The following is an 18,550-nucleotide window of genomic DNA, read 5'->3' on the forward strand; positions in this document are numbered from 1 at the left end:
ACTACGCGATCAAGTCGCCCAGCTGCACGGTCAACTCCGCACCGCCCGACTTACTGCCACAAAGACAACGTCCACAACGTGAACGCCCTGATGAACGCACCGCCCCAGACACCCGGCCGAAGATAACATTGGAAATCCTCAAGGCGGCAACGTCTTTCTTCGTGCGGGAGAGCGACCCGCGCAGCCGCCGCTGACCGCTACGGTCTGCGAGTTCATCGCCGCCCACCGGGACCGTTTCGGGGTCGCTCCGATCTGCCGCGTGCTCACCGAGCACGCCGTGCCGATCGCCCCGCGGACATTTCATGCCTGGGCGGTGCGGGCGCCCTCGAAACGGGCCCTGTGGGACGCCACGATCACCGAGATCCTAGCCGGCTACTACGAGCCTGATGAGCACGGACGCCGCAGGCCCGAGTCGCTGTACGGGTCGCTGAAGATGTGGGCCCATCTGCAGCGTCAGGGCATCCCGGTGGCCAAGTCCACCGTGGAACGCCTGATGCGCAAGAACGGCTGGCAAGGCGTGCGCCGCCAGAAGAGGGTCCGCACCACGATCCCCGACCCGGAGGCGGTGCGACCGCCGGACCTGGTGGACCGCCAGTTCGGGGTGGCCGCACCCAACGTGCTGCTCGTGGCCGACTTCACCTACGTCAAGCTCGTCACCGGCGTGTTCGTCTACGTCGCGTTCGTCATCGACGCCTACGCCGGGTCGATCGTGGGCTGGGAAGCCTCGGCGTCCAAGCACACCCGCTTCGTCGAATCCGCGCTGCGTCAGGCCGCTGCACTGCGTGCCCGCCAAGGCCATCCCGTCGACGGCGCAATCCATCACAGCGACGCCGGCTCGCAGTACACGAGTGTGAGATTCGGTGAGACACTGAGCCTTTCGGGAATTCGCCCGTCCGTGGGCAGTGTTGGGGATGCCTTCGACAACGCGCTGGCTGAGACGACCATCGGCCTGTACAAGAACGAATGTGTCCGGGCGGATTCCCCGTTTCGCCGCGGCCCACTGAACACCGTGGGCGACGTCGAATACATCACCGCCGACTACGTCGCCTGGTACAACCAGCAGCGCCTGATGCACCGCCTCGGACGCATTCCGCCGGCCGAAGCCGAAGCCCGCTACTATTCCCAACTCGTGACCGGTAGACCGGCCGGATCACAGAAACCTGAGGGTGCATGAAACCCGGGACGGTTCATGACGCGGTTGTGATCGCAAGCATGATGCAATCAATTTTGGCTGACTTCCACATGCGGTCGATTAATGCCACCAATCTCCACAAGACGGTGATTGCCCGATTGCCGTTTGTACAAGACCATGCGCTTAGATCTTCTCTCGCGCTTCGGACGCTTCGCTTGAATTGCCTCATTCGCCCGTATGCACCGTTGTGGAGCAAGCTTTATACCGATGTGTGGCAACAAGAGTCATGGGTGCCACACATCGGTGTGCCGAATGCGGACCGGAAGCCTTTGGGCTCGGTCGGACGAACGTGGGAGTGGACGACGCCGCTACGTCGTGCGGCCGATCGTCGCCAGGCTCTTGTGGAGAACGACGCGATCGTTGCAATCATGCTCGGGATTTCTGCTGAAGAGTTGCTATCCGTATATCGAAACCAGTTCGCCGTGATGCAGAACTACGAACGCGACGCCCTCTACGACGCGAACGGCCGACAGCTTCCGGGCAAGTCGGCTTCTGAGTATCGCAAAAAGGGTGCTCTCAAAGCTGACGACCTGACAGTCGATGGCGTCACCTACGTCGAGCCGTTCGTCGGCGTCGACCGTGAACGCGATATGGAGTTGGCGCACAAGCACTTCTCCGGCATCGCCCAAGCTGCAGGTGCAGTCTGATGGCGTGGAGGCCAGACGAACGGTCGTGTAGTAGGGAGTTGGACGATGCTGCGCTCGCCAGATTGGTCCATGCCGTCGTTGAACCGAATCCCCAACCGCGTGAACGTCGCTGGGTCAGCTTGAGCTTCGCCATCACCGATGCGGTGTGGAGTATCAGTGCCGACTACGACGCGGTTGTCGTCCCGCTGGTGCGAAAGAACCTTGCCGCTGAGTTCGGTGTCGACCAACCGACCATGCCTGCAACGGATCCGATCGGCGACGACCCCTTGCCGGTGACCGCGCTTACCGAACTCAACGTTGAGGAGTTGACCGCGCTCACCAATCGGCAGCGCACCTCCACCCGCGGAGGGATCTTGAAAGCCGATGCCGTGCTGCGGTATGCACGGATCTTCACCGACCACGGTGTTGTCACCATGCGTGACGCGGTCGAGTTGTTCGACGACACGGCACGCTTTGATGCCCTTGATTCGGCATTGCGGAGTGTCCCCGGCGAAGGTGGGGAAGGTGTCCGCCGGGGTTACCTCTGGATGCTGATCGGGAAGGACGACCTGATCAAACCGGACCGCATGGTGTTGCGCTGGCTTGATCACCATGGTGTCACCGCCGACCCAAGCCGTGCGAGACGCATTGTCGAGCATCTCATTCCGGAAGTGACTCGGGAACTAGGCCGCCTTGTCAGTGATTGGGAGATCGACCACGCCATGTGGAACGCGGGACGCGCCTTGAAGCAGCGCCGACGGCGTCGAAGTAGTCGAGGCGCTACCTGATGGGCGTGCTGTTACCGACCCTGCAAGCTGAGCATTTGCGCGAAGGTCTGACCGATTATCTCGCAACGACATTCGCGCTGACCGACCCGGATGCGCAGGCCGCGTTGACTGACTTCATCGGTGATCCCGACACCGGTATGTTCAAAGGCCCCTACGTCCGGCTGCGCTTGCCCTTCGCGCCGTCAAGCGACGAGTGGTCCGAGCACTTGGACTGGTGGCCAGCCGATTTCACGCCGTACGGCCATCAAGCGCATGCGTTCGCGCGGTTGTCCACGAAGCAGCAGCACCGGCCACAACCAACGCTGGTCACCACCGGAACCGGTTCCGGCAAGACCGAGGCGTTTCTGTACCCCATCCTCGATCACGTCTTGCGCGCCAAGAAGGCTGGCCTCGCAGGCATGAAGGCGCTAATCCTCTACCCGATGAACGCGCTGGCCAACGATCAGGCCGAGCGACTGGCGAAGTTGATCGCAGGAGATCCCACGCTCGCCGCAGTTACCGCCGGCCTCTACACCGGCGAACAATCCAGCGGCGGACGCACGCGCGTCTCCGCGGAGGGCTTGATCACCGACCGTGCCCTGATGCACGACTCCCCTCCGGACATCCTGCTCACCAACTACAAGATGCTCGACCACATGCTGCTGCATCCGGGTCGCGCCGCAATGTGGCGGCTCTCGGCGGAATCGCTGCAGTACCTCGTCCTCGAGGAGTTCCACACCTACGACGGCGCCCAGGGCACCGACGTCGCGATGCTGCTACGCAGACTCGGCCTGACCCTCAAAGCGCACTGGACCGCCGACTCGCGGAAGACCGACGACGACCGGCAGCGCCCGCTGGGCCGGATCACCCCGGTCGCGACGTCGGCAACATTGGGTTCACGGGCCGCACCATCGGCGATGCTGGACTTCGCCCACACCGTGTTCGGTGAACCGTTCGGCGCCGACGCGGTGATCGAGGAAACCCGGCTGACCCCAGACGAATGGCGCCGCGCCCGCCGCGGTAGCCGAGACCACGACTGGAAACCCATCGAACCCGCACCCGCCGACGCCTTGGATCGCATCGTCGATATCGACCGAGCCCTCGGTGGGAACGTGGCTCTGGCCGAGGCGGTGTTCGCCGAACTCTTCGAGAATGCCGCGGACGCAACGGGTTCAGCGACCACCGCAGTGCCGGACGCTGTGGACATGCTCGACCAACTCAAGCGCCACCGGTTCATCCACGCGGTGCTGGAGAACTCCGTCGAAGCGGTGTCGCTGTCCGACCTCGCCGAACGGGTGTTTCCGGCGGCACCGGTCGACCGCGACGCCGCCCGTACCCGCGCCACCCAGATCCGATTCCTGGAACTCGTGTTCGCGATGCTGTCCCACGTGCGAGCAGAGACCGGCCGCGCAGCTCTCGGCGTCGACGTCCACCTGTGGATCCGCGAACTTAGCCGTGTCGATCGGGTCGTCCGTGCCGCCACCGATTACCGATGGTCTGACGACGGCACGTCGGCCGAAGACGACGAACTGTTTCTTCCCGCCGTGTACTGCCGGCACTGCGGACGCTCCGGCTGGGGTGCCCGGCTCGCACCGACCGGCAGCGCACTCGACGTCACCGATGAGGCGATCCGTGCCGACCACGCCGCCGGGGCATCACGGTTCCGCGCGCTGATCTCCGCACCTGCCGAGGCACAGGTCGCAGGCGGCGTTCAAGGCTTGCGCTGGTTTCACGTCGATCACCGTGAACTGGACGACGCGATACCGGACCCGCAGAGTCCCGATGTCGTCGACGGCCGGGTGCTGCCCGTCCTCACGCTCACCGGGCCGGAAGCCGACGAGCAATCCAAGAACGACGTGTGCCCGGCCTGCGGCGCCGACGACGGAATCCGCTTCCTCGGCAGCGCCGTCGCCACGCAACTGTCGGTCACACTGTCAAACCTGTTCGGCGACAGACACCTTGACGCCGCCGAGAAGAAGGCATTGATGTTCACCGACAGCGTCCAAGACGCTGCCCACCGCGCCGGGTTCGTACAGGCCCGCTCCCACAGCCTGAGCCTGCGCACAGCGCTTCGCGGCGCAATCGGTGACGCCGAACTGGATCTCGACGAACTGGCGCTCGTCGTCGTCGCACGCGCCGGCACCGACCCGATGTTGCGCTACCAACTCCTGCCACCGGACATCGTGGACCGCGACGAGTTCGTCGCCTTCTGGAAGCCCGATGCCCACCCCAACTCTCGGCGGGCCGCGGAGAACAAGGCCAAGCGGCGACTCCGCTTTGACGTCGACCTCGAATTCGGCCTCAACTCGCGTACCGGCCGCACCCTGGAGTTGACCGGCAGCGTCGTCGCCGAGGTGTACCTCGGCGCACCGCACCGCGCGCCGATCATCGGACGCCGCGCGCTGGAGAAGGCCGACCCGACCCAGCTGCCCCTTACCGGTGTACCCGACGAAGCGCTGGCCCGGTGGGTACGCGGCACCGTCGAACGCATCCGGACCCGCGGCGGCATCCACCACGACTGGCTGCGGCCGTACCTCGAGAAGAACGCCAACCGCTACCACGTCTGGGGCGGCCGCCCACGCGGTCAGGGCATGCCCGCCTTCCCGAAAGGCCGCCCTGCACCGGCATTTCCGGCGCTGAAATCGGGTGCAGGCGCACTCCCCGAAGGATTCGACCCGATCACCGCCTCATCGTCGTGGTACGCGCAGTGGACCTCGCGATGCCTGGATGTCAGCCCCGCTGACGGCACCTTCCTGGCCAAGGCGCTGTTCACCGAACTGGCCGCCCAGATGCTGCTGACCACCGTCACCACGGAAACCGGCTCCACCGTGTACGGGCTGGCGCCGGCCACCGTCCAGGTCAGCGCCCCCACACTGGAGGCCCTGCTGGACGGCCGGCATCTACTGGCCTGCGATATCTGCCAGACCCCGGTGCCGGGCAGTGTCACCACCGTCGACGAGCTCGACGGCGCGCCATGCACCTTGACTCGCTGTCCCGGCCGACTGCACCGCACCGCCAAGGCCGACAACTTCTACCGCCGGCTTTACGAGTCGACGGAGATGAAACGCGTCGTGGCCCGCGAGCACACCGGACTTCTGCCGACCAAGACCCGCCTGGACTACGAGACCGCATTCAAACGCGGCGGGACCGACCCGCAGGCACCCAACGTGCTCGTCGCCACCCCCACCCTGGAAATGGGCATCGACATCGGCGACCTGTCAACCGTCATGCTCGGATCGCTGCCGCGGTCGGTGTCCTCGTACCTTCAGCGCGTCGGTCGCGCCGGCCGCCTCACCGGGAACTCACTGATACTGGCGTACGTCCGCGGCCGCGGTGAGCACCTCCCTAAACTGTTCGAGCCACTCTCCGTGATCCAGGGCAACGTGCGTCCGCCCGCGACGTTCTTGAGCGCGGAGGAGATTCTGCAGCGCCAGTACGTCGCCCACATCGTCGACCAGTTCGCCCGCGATCCCCAGCTGGAGCTCCCCAAGGACGCAAGGTCCGTGCTCGGCGACGACAGCGAAAACGGCTGGCTGACAAGGCTACTGGAAACCGCCGCAACGGACACCGACACGCTGCTCGACCGGTTCCTCGGTCAGTTCGGCGAACACCTCAGCGCCGATGCGATCGCAGCTTTGCGAACCTGGGCCAGCGCACCGCCCGAAGGCGGACCGAGTGGCCTGACGCAGCGGGTGTTGTCCGCGTCGCTGCACTGGCGCCAAGACCTGGAGGAACTCACCGCGCGGTTGGCCACCGTCGAGAACGACCTGCCCGAGTTCGAACGCCGCGCCGCCTCGCCGGCCGCTACCGACGACGACCGCCGCGCACTCAAGATCGCCCGCGGCTCGCGCAAACTATTTGGTGCACAGATAAACTCGCTCACCCGCGACTACTGGATCTCGGTGCTCGAACGCTACGGCGTGCTACCCAACTACACACTGCTCGACGACGCCGTCACCCTCGACGTCGGAGTGACCTGGATCGACCCCGACAGCAACGACTACATGGGCGAGCAACTCAGCTACCAGCGCGGCTCGCGCGTCGCGCTGACAGAACTCGCCCCCGGCGCCACCTTCTACGCCCAAGGCCTGGCCGTCACCATCGACGCCGTCGACCTGGGTACCGGCGAATCCAACATCCACACCTGGCAGGTCTGCCCCCAATGCGGCTGGGCCGGCATCAGCCCGTCGGTCATGATCACCGAACCAGCATCGGCCTGCCCGCGATGTCACAGCACCAGCATCGCCGACGTCAGCCAACACCTACCCGTCGTCGAAATGACCCGCGTCTCCGCCGAAGTCCGCCGCGACGAGGCCACCATCAGCGACTTACGCGACAACCGCAAACGCGAACCCTTCACCGTCATCACCGCCGCCGACGTCGACCCCACCCAAGTGGGCACCACGTGGTTCCGCGCCAGCTCCGCTTTCGGCGCAGAGTACCTGCGGCGCCTCGACATCCGGTGGATCAACCTCGGCCGCCGCGCATCCAAGGGCAAGCCCCGCACCATCGCGGGCCAGGAATCCAACAGCGGCCTCTTCCGGCTGTGCGCCTCCTGCGGCCAACTCGACCGCGACGCCGGCCGCAACAGCCGCTACGAACACCGCACCTGGTGTCGGCTGCGCGAATCGCCCACCGAGGACGTCCGCGACATCGCGCTGGCGCGACGCCTACGCACCCAAGGCGTACTGCTGCACCTGCCGCCCCAAATGGAGTACGACAGCTTCTCCCACCCCAGCTTGGCCGCAGCCATCATGCTGGGCCTGCGCGAGGTGATCGGCGGCTCACCCGAACACCTCGACGTCGCCACCATCAGCGACGCACTGTGGGCACCCGATCGACGTGCCCTCCTGATCCACGACACCGTCCCCGGCGGAACCGGATACCTCGCCGAATTCGCCGACCACACCAAGGTCTTCGCCGTACTGGCTGCCGCGCGGCACATCGTCAGGGAATGCCCCTGCCGCGACGAGGAACGACTCGCATGCCACCGCTGCCTGCTCCCCTTCGCCGCACCCCACGAGATGGACAAGGTCTCCCGACTCGCGGCGCTCAAACTGCTCGACGACATCCTCGACGTCGGCGCACACGCCACGCCCACCCTTGAGGACTGGACCGCCGAGGTCACCGAAACAGCACCACCCCCGACACCGATCAGCGACGAGTCCTTCCTCGAACGCGACTTCTACTCCTCATTCGTCGCACGACTGAAGCTGCTGGGCGCCGCCGTCGTCGAGAAACCGGGAACCTACGGGCCATCTGCGACCATCACCCTGCAAGGAGCCAAGGCCCGCAAATGGTCACTGCGGCCGCAGGTTTCGCTCGACTTCGTGAAACCCGACTTCATCCTGCAGACCGCGGACCCCGACATCCCTCAGATCGCCATCTTCGCCGACGGACGGGCCTTCCACGCCGTGCCCGGCTGCAACCGCGTCGCCGACGACGCGGACAAGCGCAGCGCATTGCGGAAGGCCGGTTACCTGGTCTGGTCGTTCAGTCACGACGATCTGCAACGCTTCAAGTCCGCCGAGTCGGTCGAACCGCCGTGGTTCGACCAGAAAGCGGCAAGCATCGTCACCAGCCGCTTCCACGTCCAGCCGGGACTCCTGCGACTACTGGCCAAGGACCCGGTGTCCCAGCTCCTGGAGTTCGTGGTGGAACCCGACGTCGACGCCTGGCGGCACCTGAGCACGTGTATGCCATACCTGTTGGTGCGCAACGACAACCGCGCCCACTCCGACGTCGCCGCGCTACCCTCCGCCGCGCAGGCGGCGCTCGACGGACCAGCCCCCTTCACCACCGACGGAACCGACGTGTGCTGGGCCTGGACTGACGGCGGAGTAACACTGACCGCGGGTGTACGCAGCACCAGCGAAGCACCGCGCGCCATCCTCGCCGTCGACGACCGGGATTCACACGTCGCAGCCCTCGAGAGCAAGGCCTGGAAGCAGTGGCTGCGTCTCTCCAACTGGCTCGGGATCAGCGACCACAGCCGAGTCTCCACTCGAACTCTGCTCGCTACGGCACCGGCAGCGATGTCCGGCGGACCAGACGAACCCAGCCTGTCACCGGAATGGCAGTCGTTGATCGACGAAGCGGTGTCGGAAGTCCAACGCAACCTGATACGCGCATTGGCCGACTCGGGCGCCGCCCTGCCGGTACTCGGATACGAGACCGAGGACGGTGACGTCATCGACTTCGCCTGGGCTGACGCACGCGTCGGTGTGGCAATCGACGGATCCGGCGAGGCCGACGGCTGGACGTACTGCCCGCCGGATCCCGCGAAGATTCTTGAGGCGCTGAAGCTAAGTGGAGTGGTGTAGATGGCGAACCTGGTAATCGCATCCAACAGCAAGGGCATGTCCAAGCTAGACGGCTCGGTCAAGAACAAGGTCTACGACTTCTTCGAGAAGCTCAACGCCGACGACACGTCGCCCAAACTGCACATCGAACCCATGAAGGGCGCGATCGATCCGCGGGTCCGCACCGGACGCGTCGACTTGTACTGGCGGGCGATCCTGTTTCGCATCGACGACAAATCGAGCGGTACGACCTACATCTACATGGGGACCTGGCCGCACGACGACGCGATCAAACTCGCCGAACGGGCAACGCTGCGGGTTAATCCGATCAACGGAACGCTTGAAGGACTGATCGGCGAGGCGCCTTCGCCTGAAACCGGTGGTACGCAGACGGCGCAAGCCGTCACTGCCAAGCCGGAGCCCTCCTACCTCGCCGGGTTCGGTTACACCCAAAGCGATTTGACCGACGGGTTGGGAATTGATTCGGCACTCGCTGCATCGGCGATGGCCGCTCCCGACGAAGCCGCCTTGCTGGAGGCCGCGGCGGCCGGGCTGGAATGGGAGGGCAGCGCGCTGCTCGACCTGGCCACCGGGATCTCGATCGACACCATCCGCGAGAAGCACGGCTTCACCGACAAACCCGTCGACAACACGGGCGATGAGGACCAGCGGATCATCGAGGCGCTCGACCGGCCAGCATCGAAGATGCAGTTCGCCTTCATCGAGGACGACGAGGAACTGCGGCGGGTGATCGAGGGCGGTGACTTCGCAGCCTGGCGGACGTTCCTGCATCCAGAACAACGCAAGTACGTCGACCTGGACTTCAGCGGCGCCTTCCGGCTGTCCGGTGGTGCCGGTACCGGAAAGACGGTGGTGACGATTCACCGCGCGCGCCGCCTCGCCCGCGACAACCCCAACGCGCGAATCGTCTTGACGACCTTCAACGCGACGCTCGCGCAGGGTCTCAAGGCCGACTTGGTTGCGCTCGACCCCAACGTGCGCATCGCGGAGAAGCCGGGCGAACCCGGCGTCTACGTCGGCGGGATCGATGCGCTTGGCAGAGCCGTCCTCGATCGTTTGCGCGATGTGCTGACCGTGGCCGGGGAGCGGATCTTCGGCAGCGGCGCAATGGAATTGAGTGCCAAGCGGACGGCAGCGGATGCAGTCTGGCGCGAAGTCGCCCAGAGTGTGGATTCCGGACTGGATGCCAAGCTGGCGACGCCGGCATTCCTGGAGACCGAGTACGTGGCAGTGGTGCTCGCGAATCGCATCACCACCCTTGAGCAGTACGCGAAGGTCGCGCGGCCTGGTCGTGGGGTGCGGCTGAGCCGGCAGCAACGGATCGCGGTGTGGAAGCTTGTCGAGGCGTTTCGGCGGCAGAGCCAGATGGACGAGACGCTCAGCTTCCCGGAGATCCTCGCGCTAGCCGCAGAGGCGCTCCGCACCAAGTCGGACACCGACGGAACCTTCCTCGCCGATCACGTCCTCGTCGACGAAGCACAGGATCTGCACGCGACACACTGGGCGTTGTTGCGGGCACTGGTGCCGGAAGGCGCCAACGACCTGTTCATCGCCGAGGACTCTCATCAACGCATCTACGGCAGCCCAATTGTTTTAAGCCGCTTCGGGATCAAGATTGTCGGCCGGTCACGCCGGCTCACACTGAACTACCGAACCACTGCGCAGAATCTTCACTTCGCGGTGAGCGTTCTTTCCGGAGCGGAGTACACCGACCTCGAACAAGTCGAGGAATCGACAAGCGAGTACCGGTCGGCCCGCAACGGCCCTGCGCCGCAGCTCATTCCGTGCACCGACATGGCCGACGAGTTGGAAGCGGTCGCTACGAAGGTCAAGGCATGGCTGGCTGATGATGGCGTGGAACCGGAGAGCATCGCCATCCTCACCCGCAGTCAGGAAGAACGCGACCGCTTCGTTCGCGGCCTCGGGGAACGTGGCGTGACAGCGAGGTCTCTCGACAAGAGTGCGGCAACACCCGGCCAACCGTTGGTGATGACGATGCACCGCGCGAAGGGGATGGAGTTCTCGCGCGTCGTCCTCGCCGGTGCCGACGACAAGCACGTCCCGCTGCCGGCCACGCTTCGGTCCGTCCCGGACGAAGAGAAGGGCGAGGCGCTGCTCAGGGAACGGTCGCTGCTCTACGTGGCGAGCAGCCGAGCACGGGATGCGCTGGTGGTGACGTGGAGTGGGAAGAAGTCGGAGTTATTGGGGGAGTAGCTGACGACGAGCGTCAACGTCTACTAATGGCTTCCCCAACTTGGGGCCTCGGTGCGACGAACGGCGTGCTCGTACGCCGAAACAGCCCCGGAGTCGTGACGGACTCCGGGGCCGCTCGGACCGTGGGTACTTAGCACTTGCGACTCGTGAACCCTTGGTTGTCCCATGGACGCGCCGAAACGAGGTAGGCGCTGCACAGGCCCCGGTTGTAGTAGTTCATTGCGATGGCACCCAAACCCATCCTGGCGGCCATGAACGCCGCGACTGCCGGATTAGTCGGGGGCATGGCGGGTACCGCTCCGATGCCGATCTGGCGGGTTTCCTCTCGGTTGAATAGAACGGCCGCACGTCCCCATCCGAGTTGGTTCGGACCTTGGATGGTGACCGCCTCCGCAGTTGCCGGCTGAACCACGCCGGTCAACCCGGCCACTGCGGCAACTGCGACTGCGGAGATCGCTAGTTTCTTGACCAGATTGGCGCCCTTCTGCCAGGCCCTCGGATTGTCCGAGCGTGAGTCGGCTGTGAGTGGTGGCTCGATGGCCGCTTCGGCGGCTTGTGCGGAGATGGAAGTGGACATGGTGGAACTCCTTTCGTGGTGATCGTGGTGATCGAGGCCAGTGAGCAATTTGCGTCCGGGCGGACATTGCGGGGGCGCCGCGGGTTACGGCGACGGTGTTATGGCGGGGGGGATCCCCTGTACGGAAATCGCGCCAGATACGTTCTGCCGACAAGCGTCGAGCAGTGCTGGGCCCAGTTCGACGGCGATGAGATGTTCCCATGCACGTACACCCGATCCGGGATCCGGGCGGTGCTTTTTAAGGTGTGCGAGGACTTCCGGGCCGACCCTGTCAACCTCCAGGCCGAAGGTGGCCGCCTCACGGACGATGGACCTGTGCAGGATCTCGTCTAGATGCTCATCGTGCAACGGGTCGAACACGAGCAGTGTGTGCAGTCGGCCGACGAGTTCGGGCACGATGCCGTGGGTGCGCAAGGTCTGGCGGACGAGCGCGTCCCTGACCACAACGTCGTCGCCGATCGATGGGGTCGTGGCGAGGCGTTCGGCGAGCACATCGGCGCCGAGATTGGTCGTGAATATCAAGATCGCGTGGCGTGCGTCGACTACCGGTCCCTGGGCTGGTGTCAGGCGCCCGGCGTCCATCAAGTTCATGATCGCCAGGAACACGTCAGCGTGGGCCTTTTCGACTTCGTCGATGTGGATGACGGCGCGTGTGTTGTTGCGCAGCGTCTCGACAAGCGGTGAATCGTCGCCGAAGCCGACGTAACCGGGTGGTGCGCCAAGCAATTTGGACACGCTGTGCCGCTCCTGGAACTCGGTCATATCTATGCGCAGGTAGCCACAGGGTTGACCGCTGACCTCGCCGATCGCAGTGGCGACTGACTCTGCGAGCAGTGTCTTGCCGACCCCGGTCGGTCCTAGGGCGAGCGCGGTCAGCGGCCGGCGCGGCACTCGACGCGCGAGGTGCAACGCCGTCGCCGCGACCATTTGGTCGATGCTGCGTTGTTGTCCGATGAGTTCATCGGTGAGGACCGATTGCATGTGAACGGGATCCACGAGGAGCGGGGGGACGGTGATTGGAGCCGCCAAATCCTCGGTGTTCGGGGCGCCGTCGGCATACGCCGCGGCAAGCGGCCCCGCCAGCCATCCCCGAAGTTCGTCGTAATCCTCGAACACGCGGGTGCCTGACGCGAACCATGCGGCGAGGTCGTCAGAGGGACCGGCGTAGTAGATGCCCCGTTCGACATGGAGCAGCGACCGCCCCGTGTCCGGGTCGATCTCGATACCGACCCGTGCCGTGGGCTGTGACGTCCCCGGCGGAAGTGGCTCTTCGTTGAACGCGAGGCAGCAACGACGGGCGCGTTCCTCGAGTGCGAGAAGTTGGTGGGTTGGGGCCAGGAGCAGGCTGCTCATGTCATTCCTTTCGGGTTGAGTGGGTGGTGAACAGAGGGTTGGGTCGAGTCGTCGCACACGGTGGTCACCAATCCCAGTGCGCGAGTAAGAACCACGCCGCCGGTGCGGTTGGCGTGCGATTGGCGCCCGGCAACGTCACTGCGCCCAGGACAGCCGGGTCGAGGCCGTCCGCCATCAAGAGGGGGATCGCGACGGCCCCAGCCGTCACGACGGCGGTCGCCGTCCCCGTCGCGCGCAGTCCGCGGCCGAGTGCGCGCGCTGCCGTGTCGAGACGGTGCGCCGTCTTCCGAGTGGTGGCTGGGGCATTCGGCCGGACAATCAACTGTTTGGCTTCCGAATCCGTCAGCGCGCGATGGTGCTCCAGCACCGGTTTGCCGACACGGTGCGCCGATCGCTTGGCCACTTCGTGGGCGAGGTAGATGTGTGGGAAGTCCATCCCCGCGTCGACGTACGCCTTGAGTTGCCGCCGCTGGCAATCGGGAATCGGGAGTCCTTCGGCGATCATCGGATCATGTGCGGCGGGGCACACTACCCATGGGGCATCGCCCTCTCCGTACAGCCTCGGCTGAGTGAACAGCGGGTCGAAGCCAAGGAATTCGGCGTTGAGCCCACTGCGGGCAGCACGTCGCGCGACCGCGACCGCTAGCACTTTGAGTTTGGGTGGTGGAGTCGGATGCAACTGGGGAGGCGCAGCGATGGTGGCTAAGTTGTGCCGCACGTTCGGCGAAGCGGGCGTACGTTGTGGTGCAGTCATAGTGGCGATCCTTTCCGGATGGGATTTGTGAGGTGCTCTGAGAGGAACTCAGTCCGCGAGGGCGGCCATGCAGAAGACCGCTGTCGCGATCAGTGCGACCATGGCCAGCCACGCGGCCAGGTTCAACAGGGTGATGATTACCAGACCAATGGCCGGCAGTAGGCAGACGATGGAGGCGACGACGAGTCCGCCTACCACGCGCTGCAATCGCCTGCCCGCGATGGACCACCCCTGAGTCAGCACCGCCGTCATGGCGAGCAAACCAAGCAGACCCATGCACGGGTAGAGAAGCAGTTCGGTTGCAGTTAGCAATGATTGGAACCATGACCACCCAAGAATGAAGAACGCCGGGCCTCCCATTCCCGCGAGATTGCCCAGCAGTGTGTACTCGAGTACGACGACGATCCCGAGCAGCCCCGCTGCGATGCCCACCGTCGCTCGGACGGCGGGCTCGATTGGTACCAGCGTGCGTTCCCACGTTGTGCTGCCGGCGAGCATCGAGCTCAGCGGCAGCCCGGTGGAGTGAAACGTGTGCGGCTGAATATCGGCCATAGCTACCTCCGTCTTTGGAATGTCGGGATGTGCTCATGCCATGTGGCAATCAGCGTCCAGTCGGCTGGAGCGCCAGTCAGATCCGCGGGTCACGTGTGTGCTGTCGAAGCTGCCGGTGCAGGCGGTGAGGTCACCGGTGCCGCCGCAGTCGCCGCACGGCGCGTAGCCCGTCTGTTCGTTCTCGGGTTCCTGTGGCAGCCAGAGGGTTTCGTCGCTGACAAGTCGCTCCGTGTCCGCGTCGGCAAACGCCTTCGTGAAAGCGGGCAGGTCGATGTGGGGATCAAGGCGCGCTTGGATGAGGTTGCGCGTGACGATCCGGTCGAGCAGCGAGGCATACCTCATGACAGCGGGATGGTCCTCTTTGGCCACCGCGCTGGTTCCGTGGATGATGGCCAGAGCAACCTGAGCTTTGAGCTCGTTGAGTCGCTCGGTGGCCCACAGCGGGGTGCCGTGGGAGGTGACGGTGTTCTCGTAGCCCCGCTCGAGATGAGCGCGGTAGCGGCCACCCAGTACGCAGCGCCCACACGCGACGGAGCGCCCTGGGACGTGGAAGCTGACCTCGACGCCCTTGCCCTGCTGGTACACCTGGGCAGCGAGCATCGGAACACCGAGGTGCAGCGCGAGTCGATTCACCCGAGCTTGCGCCCAAAAGTTGTCCGTGAAGCCGCACAGGATGGTGGTAGCCGGGCCGCCCTGCTCACTGCTGGGCAGCGGCCGATGCGTCAACCGTCGCATCATGTCGTCGTCGAGATCGTCCAGATGCGCCTGTATGCCAATCACCCGCGCGTTCGGGTTGACGTCGAGGATGCGGTCCGCGACGGCATCGACCTTGGGGCGGCCCAGATCACGACGATAGACCTGCTGTGTTCCGATGTTCGGCAAGTCGACGATGTCGGGGTCGATGAGCACAAACTCTCCGATGCCAGCTCGGGCCATCGACTCTGCGAAACTGGCCGCCCCACCGACACCGACTAGGACAAGCCGGGTCGAGGCCGTCGCGACGAGGTCGTACGCGTTGTGAACACGATCGAAGGCTGGGTCGGTCAGCGTCGCTGGCACGGCTTCATCGCGAATCGTGACCAGCGGCACCTTGTCGATCTTCACTCCGTGTCGTCCGCGGGTCGCAACAAACGGATGAAGTACGAAACTTCCTGTGTCGGGACGAGTCTGGGCGATCGGCAGCAACAAGCGGTCCACGGCAGGGAGTGCGTCGAGGATCCGCTCGGCGTACACCCGGTCACCGGTGCTGGGTCGCCACATGCCACGCGGGTGGCTGTGGACGAAACCGAGGAAGTCGATTCCGGCCGGATTCCACGTCTCCCGAAGGAAGCTGTTCAGCATCTTTGTATCGGGGGAGTAGGTAGCCTGTGTCCGTCGCGCGGAGTCGTCAAACTTGTAATGTGCGACGACGCCACGGGCGCGTGTACCACCGAACATGCCACCCTGTTCGGCTGGCATGGCGCCAACGGTGGCTTCGATTTCGCCCATTACCTCACGGGTGACGTAGAGCGGTTCCGGCCCCGTCAGGTCAGCCGGCGTGATACGTCGGTACCCATCGAGAGTCGGGGCGGGTGCCGCCTCAATGGTGTCCGCTGCTCGGTAGCGGTTGCTTAGTCCGAACCCGAAGAACTGCAATGCATCCGACATGGCTGCGGGGAACATGTGGGTGATGGTCATGGTCATCCGATCCTTTCGAGGAGTCGACGGAACATTCCGGGACGGTTTGTTCCAGAGGTTGGGTGTTGAGCTGGTCGTGCGGTTCGAGCCGTCTGGGCACCTTCAGACAGCGCGGTGCGCAGTTGCTGCTCGGTGTGCCGCGAGTGGGTGGATTGGTCGCGCACGTGATCTGTGCGCGACGGCGGGGGGAACTGCCCCGTGGCGATGTAGCGCTGGGTCGCATCGGCCCACATGGCCGCGACCTTGCGCGCCGCCTCATAGCTTGTGAGCCGATCCGTCCAGCAGATATAAGGGCGGTTGGGCAGCCCGAGTCGATGGGTCGAGTGCGCGCCCGTGGCACGCGACCCGTACGACGGTTGGCGCTCGATGTAGATACGCCAGGTGTTTTCTGCGGGCATCCAGGTGAAGCGGAACGTGAAGTCCACTCCGCCCGATGCCCGATAGTGAACAGCGCCGGAGGTCATCGCACCGAGTCCACGCCGGAGCCGTGGCAGCGCGGGCACTTACCGAAGTTGCAGGTCCGGCAGCTCACCGACTCTAGGCCGGCGCCACCGCACGCCTTGCACTTGCCGCTTCCGCTGCACACAGCGCACTTGGACTTCGCCATGATCGGTTTCCTTTCGTTGATGGCTGGATGTTTTCTCGTAGTTGAGATTTGGTTCATCGGGAACGTGGCCCGGGGTGTGGTGCACCCCGGGCCACGTGGTTACTCGATTCAGATGAATGTGCGGATTTCGTCCCGTCCCAGGTAGGAACCGGGAACCGGGTCACCGTGGAAGGTGCCTTCGGCAATCTCGTCGCCTCCGTGGAAGGTGCCTTCGGGAATCTCGTCGCCTCCGTGGAAGGTGCCTTCGGGAATCTCGTCGCCTCCGTGGAAGGTGCCTTCGGGAATCTCGTCGCCTCCGTGGAAGGTGCCTTCGGGAATCTCGTCGCCTCCGTGCTGGGCTTTCGTGGATATGGACATGGTGATCTCCTTTCAGTTGGGAGTGGTTGAGATCAGGACCCGACAACAATCTGCGTCCAAAGTTTCCGATTCCCTAGAGTTCATCGGATGAACAGCGCGTTTGGATGATCGGCCCAGATTCGGCCTCCAAGGGTCCCTGCAGGGTTTTGGCGGAGATCGCAAGGGAGCCCAAACGCGGCAAAATCGAGGCACGCCGTGCCCGAGTGCTCACGTGCCGCGCACATGCGCCATCGTGCCCGTTGCCGCGGAGTGCGGTCCAAAGCTCCCAACATTCGGGCTGAATCGCCTTGGAAATCCCGGAGGCTCCTGAGATCGGCGCGGTCCCCTCCATAGGGTCGATCGGGGACAGCTTCGACAACGCTCTCGCGGAGACGGTGAACGGCTACTACAAGGCCGAGCTGATCTACGGACCCGCCCGCAACGGGCCGTGGAAGACCGTCAACCGTCGAGGACGTCGAACTGGCCACCCTCGGGTGGGTCTACTGGCACAACACCAGCCGGCTCCACGGCTACCTCAACGACGTCCCGCCCGCGGAGTTCGAAGCCACGTTTTACGATGCCCAACGGACCGACCAACCCCTGGTCGAAATCCAATAGCCAGAGCCTCCGGCAGAAACAGGATGCTTCTATATCGTGTCGAGGGGTTGCGGGCACCGGGTGTGCCGCGGCCAGGGTTCGGTAGAGCTGTCGGGTGATGTAGCGCTTGAGCAAACGCATGATCTCTTTGGTGGTGCGGCCTTCGGCGCGGCGGCGGGCAACATAGGCGCGGGTCGGGGCGTGGGTGCGCGTCCGAACAATGACGACCGTCGTCAATGCACGGTTGAGCCTGCGGTCGCCCCCACGATTGAGCCTGTGCCGCAGAGTGTTTCCTGATGATGCCGGGATCGGGCAGGTGCCGGCGAGCGCGGCGAACGCCGCCTCAGACCGCACGCGCCCTGGATGTGACCACGCCGTCAGGACGCAGGCGGCTACGACCGAACCCACCCCGGGCAGCTCGCAGAGTTCGGGCGCGACGTCCTCGACGAGGGAATCGAGACTCTTACGGTTGTTGACCAGCTCGCTGTCAAGAGCCACGATGCGCTTGGCCAACCGGATCGCTTCCTGCCTGCAGGTCGCGATCACTGGGTCTTCCTTGCGTTCTCGCCATGCTGCGATTGCCTTGAATCTGTGTGGCAACGCTTTACGCTGGGAACACAGCCTGGGCGATGATGCCGCCGTTGGTGGCGTTGATCAGCGCGAACGAGTGGGTGGCGGCGTGGGTATCGACTCCGATGACAAACGCATACTGCTCTGCGACGATGGGCATGGCGACGTTAATTTCATTCCAGTAGACGACGTCGTTGGCGGCGTCAGCCCGGAAAGAGCACTTCGAGGCAGGCCTGTAACGGGCACGACTCGCGGCGACGAGTCGGGCATGCTGCTAACCCGGATTTTTCGTCGAGGGTGATGGCAGTCGTGCGTTGAGATGCGATTGCGTCGCGAATCCGGTTGTGTGGTTCTGGGTATGGCGGGGTGGTCCCGTGTCGCCGGGTGGTGCGGGCTTTCCCAGTG

At 64.7% G+C, this 18,550-nt stretch carries 12 protein-coding genes and 3 pseudogenes; 6 read left to right on the top strand and 9 right to left on the bottom strand.

The annotated features are described in order from the left end of the window. Positions 1-125: 125 nt before the first annotated feature. From ACXMYJ_RS26555 to ACXMYJ_RS26575, 5 genes and pseudogenes are all read left to right on the top strand, one after another. Positions 126-1,174 (top strand): annotated as a pseudogene (locus tag ACXMYJ_RS26555) (IS3-like element ISMysp3 family transposase); the annotation flags it as partial. After that, positions 1,171-1,839, top strand: coding sequence for a hypothetical protein (locus tag ACXMYJ_RS26560; RefSeq protein ID WP_460359288.1), 669 nt, complete (start codon positions 1,171-1,173; stop codon positions 1,837-1,839). The pseudogene ACXMYJ_RS26555 and the gene ACXMYJ_RS26560, both read left to right, overlap by 4 nt. A gap of 38 nt (positions 1,840-1,877) precedes the next feature. Next, positions 1,878-2,606 (top strand): hypothetical protein, encoded by a 729-nt coding sequence (locus ACXMYJ_RS26565; protein ID WP_460359289.1) that lies wholly within the window; start codon positions 1,878-1,880, stop codon positions 2,604-2,606. Continuing rightward, positions 2,606-8,908 carry a DEAD/DEAH box helicase gene (locus ACXMYJ_RS26570; RefSeq protein ID WP_460359290.1) on the top strand — a complete coding sequence of 2,101 codons (6,303 nt, stop codon included), beginning with the start codon at positions 2,606-2,608 and terminating at the stop codon, positions 8,906-8,908. The genes ACXMYJ_RS26565 and ACXMYJ_RS26570 overlap by 1 nt, the downstream gene beginning before the upstream one ends. Beyond that, entirely contained in the window at positions 8,909-11,122 is a 2,214-nt protein-coding gene (locus ACXMYJ_RS26575) for a 3'-5' exonuclease (RefSeq protein ID WP_460359291.1), read from the top strand. Positions 11,123-11,252: 130 nt separating this feature from the next. Here the strand turns inward: ACXMYJ_RS26575 and ACXMYJ_RS26580 are convergent, their stop codons facing one another. The 7 genes from ACXMYJ_RS26580 to ACXMYJ_RS26610 form a co-directional block, all read right to left on the bottom strand. After that, entirely contained in the window at positions 11,253-11,699 is a 447-nt protein-coding gene (locus ACXMYJ_RS26580; protein ID WP_460359292.1) for a hypothetical protein, read from the bottom strand. 84 nt (positions 11,700-11,783) lie between these two features. Then, positions 11,784-13,052 (bottom strand): AAA family ATPase, encoded by a 1,269-nt coding sequence (locus ACXMYJ_RS26585; protein ID WP_460359293.1) that lies wholly within the window; start codon positions 13,050-13,052, stop codon positions 11,784-11,786. A 64-nt stretch (positions 13,053-13,116) separates the two neighbouring features. Continuing rightward, positions 13,117-13,806: a hypothetical protein gene (locus tag ACXMYJ_RS26590; RefSeq protein WP_460359294.1), complete on the bottom strand. Its 690-nt coding sequence runs from the start codon at positions 13,804-13,806 to the stop codon at positions 13,117-13,119. Between the two features lie 48 nt (positions 13,807-13,854). Next, on the bottom strand, positions 13,855-14,358 hold the full coding sequence (locus ACXMYJ_RS26595; protein WP_460359295.1) for a hypothetical protein: 504 nt from the start codon (positions 14,356-14,358) through the stop codon (positions 13,855-13,857). 33 nt (positions 14,359-14,391) lie between these two features. Next, positions 14,392-16,035: a ThiF family adenylyltransferase gene (locus ACXMYJ_RS26600; protein WP_460359296.1), complete on the bottom strand. Its 1,644-nt coding sequence runs from the start codon at positions 16,033-16,035 to the stop codon at positions 14,392-14,394. Between the two features lie 2 nt (positions 16,036-16,037). Continuing rightward, a complete protein-coding gene (locus tag ACXMYJ_RS26605; protein ID WP_460359297.1) occupies positions 16,038-16,499 on the bottom strand; it encodes a hypothetical protein in 462 nt (153 codons plus the stop codon). Between the two features lie 251 nt (positions 16,500-16,750). Next, the gene (locus ACXMYJ_RS26610) at positions 16,751-16,999 is read right to left on the bottom strand and encodes a hypothetical protein (protein ID WP_460359298.1); all 249 of its coding nucleotides are present in this window, start codon (positions 16,997-16,999) and stop codon (positions 16,751-16,753) included. A gap of 308 nt (positions 17,000-17,307) precedes the next feature. Between ACXMYJ_RS26610 and ACXMYJ_RS26615 the strand changes: the two are divergent. Continuing rightward, positions 17,308-17,596 (top strand): annotated as a pseudogene (locus tag ACXMYJ_RS26615) (integrase core domain-containing protein); the annotation flags it as partial. A 48-nt stretch (positions 17,597-17,644) separates the two neighbouring features. On the opposite strand, the pseudogene ACXMYJ_RS26620 reads toward ACXMYJ_RS26615, so the two are convergent. Together ACXMYJ_RS26620 and ACXMYJ_RS26625 are read right to left on the bottom strand one after the other, a co-directional pair. After that, a pseudogene (locus tag ACXMYJ_RS26620) lies at positions 17,645-18,184 on the bottom strand (transposase); the annotation flags it as partial. After that, positions 18,180-18,305, bottom strand: coding sequence for a hypothetical protein (locus tag ACXMYJ_RS26625; protein ID WP_460359299.1), 126 nt, complete (start codon positions 18,303-18,305; stop codon positions 18,180-18,182). The gene ACXMYJ_RS26625 and the pseudogene ACXMYJ_RS26620, both read right to left, overlap by 5 nt. Positions 18,306-18,550: the final 245 nt, after the last annotated feature.

Source organism: Mycobacterium sp. ZZG (assembly GCF_054786995.1).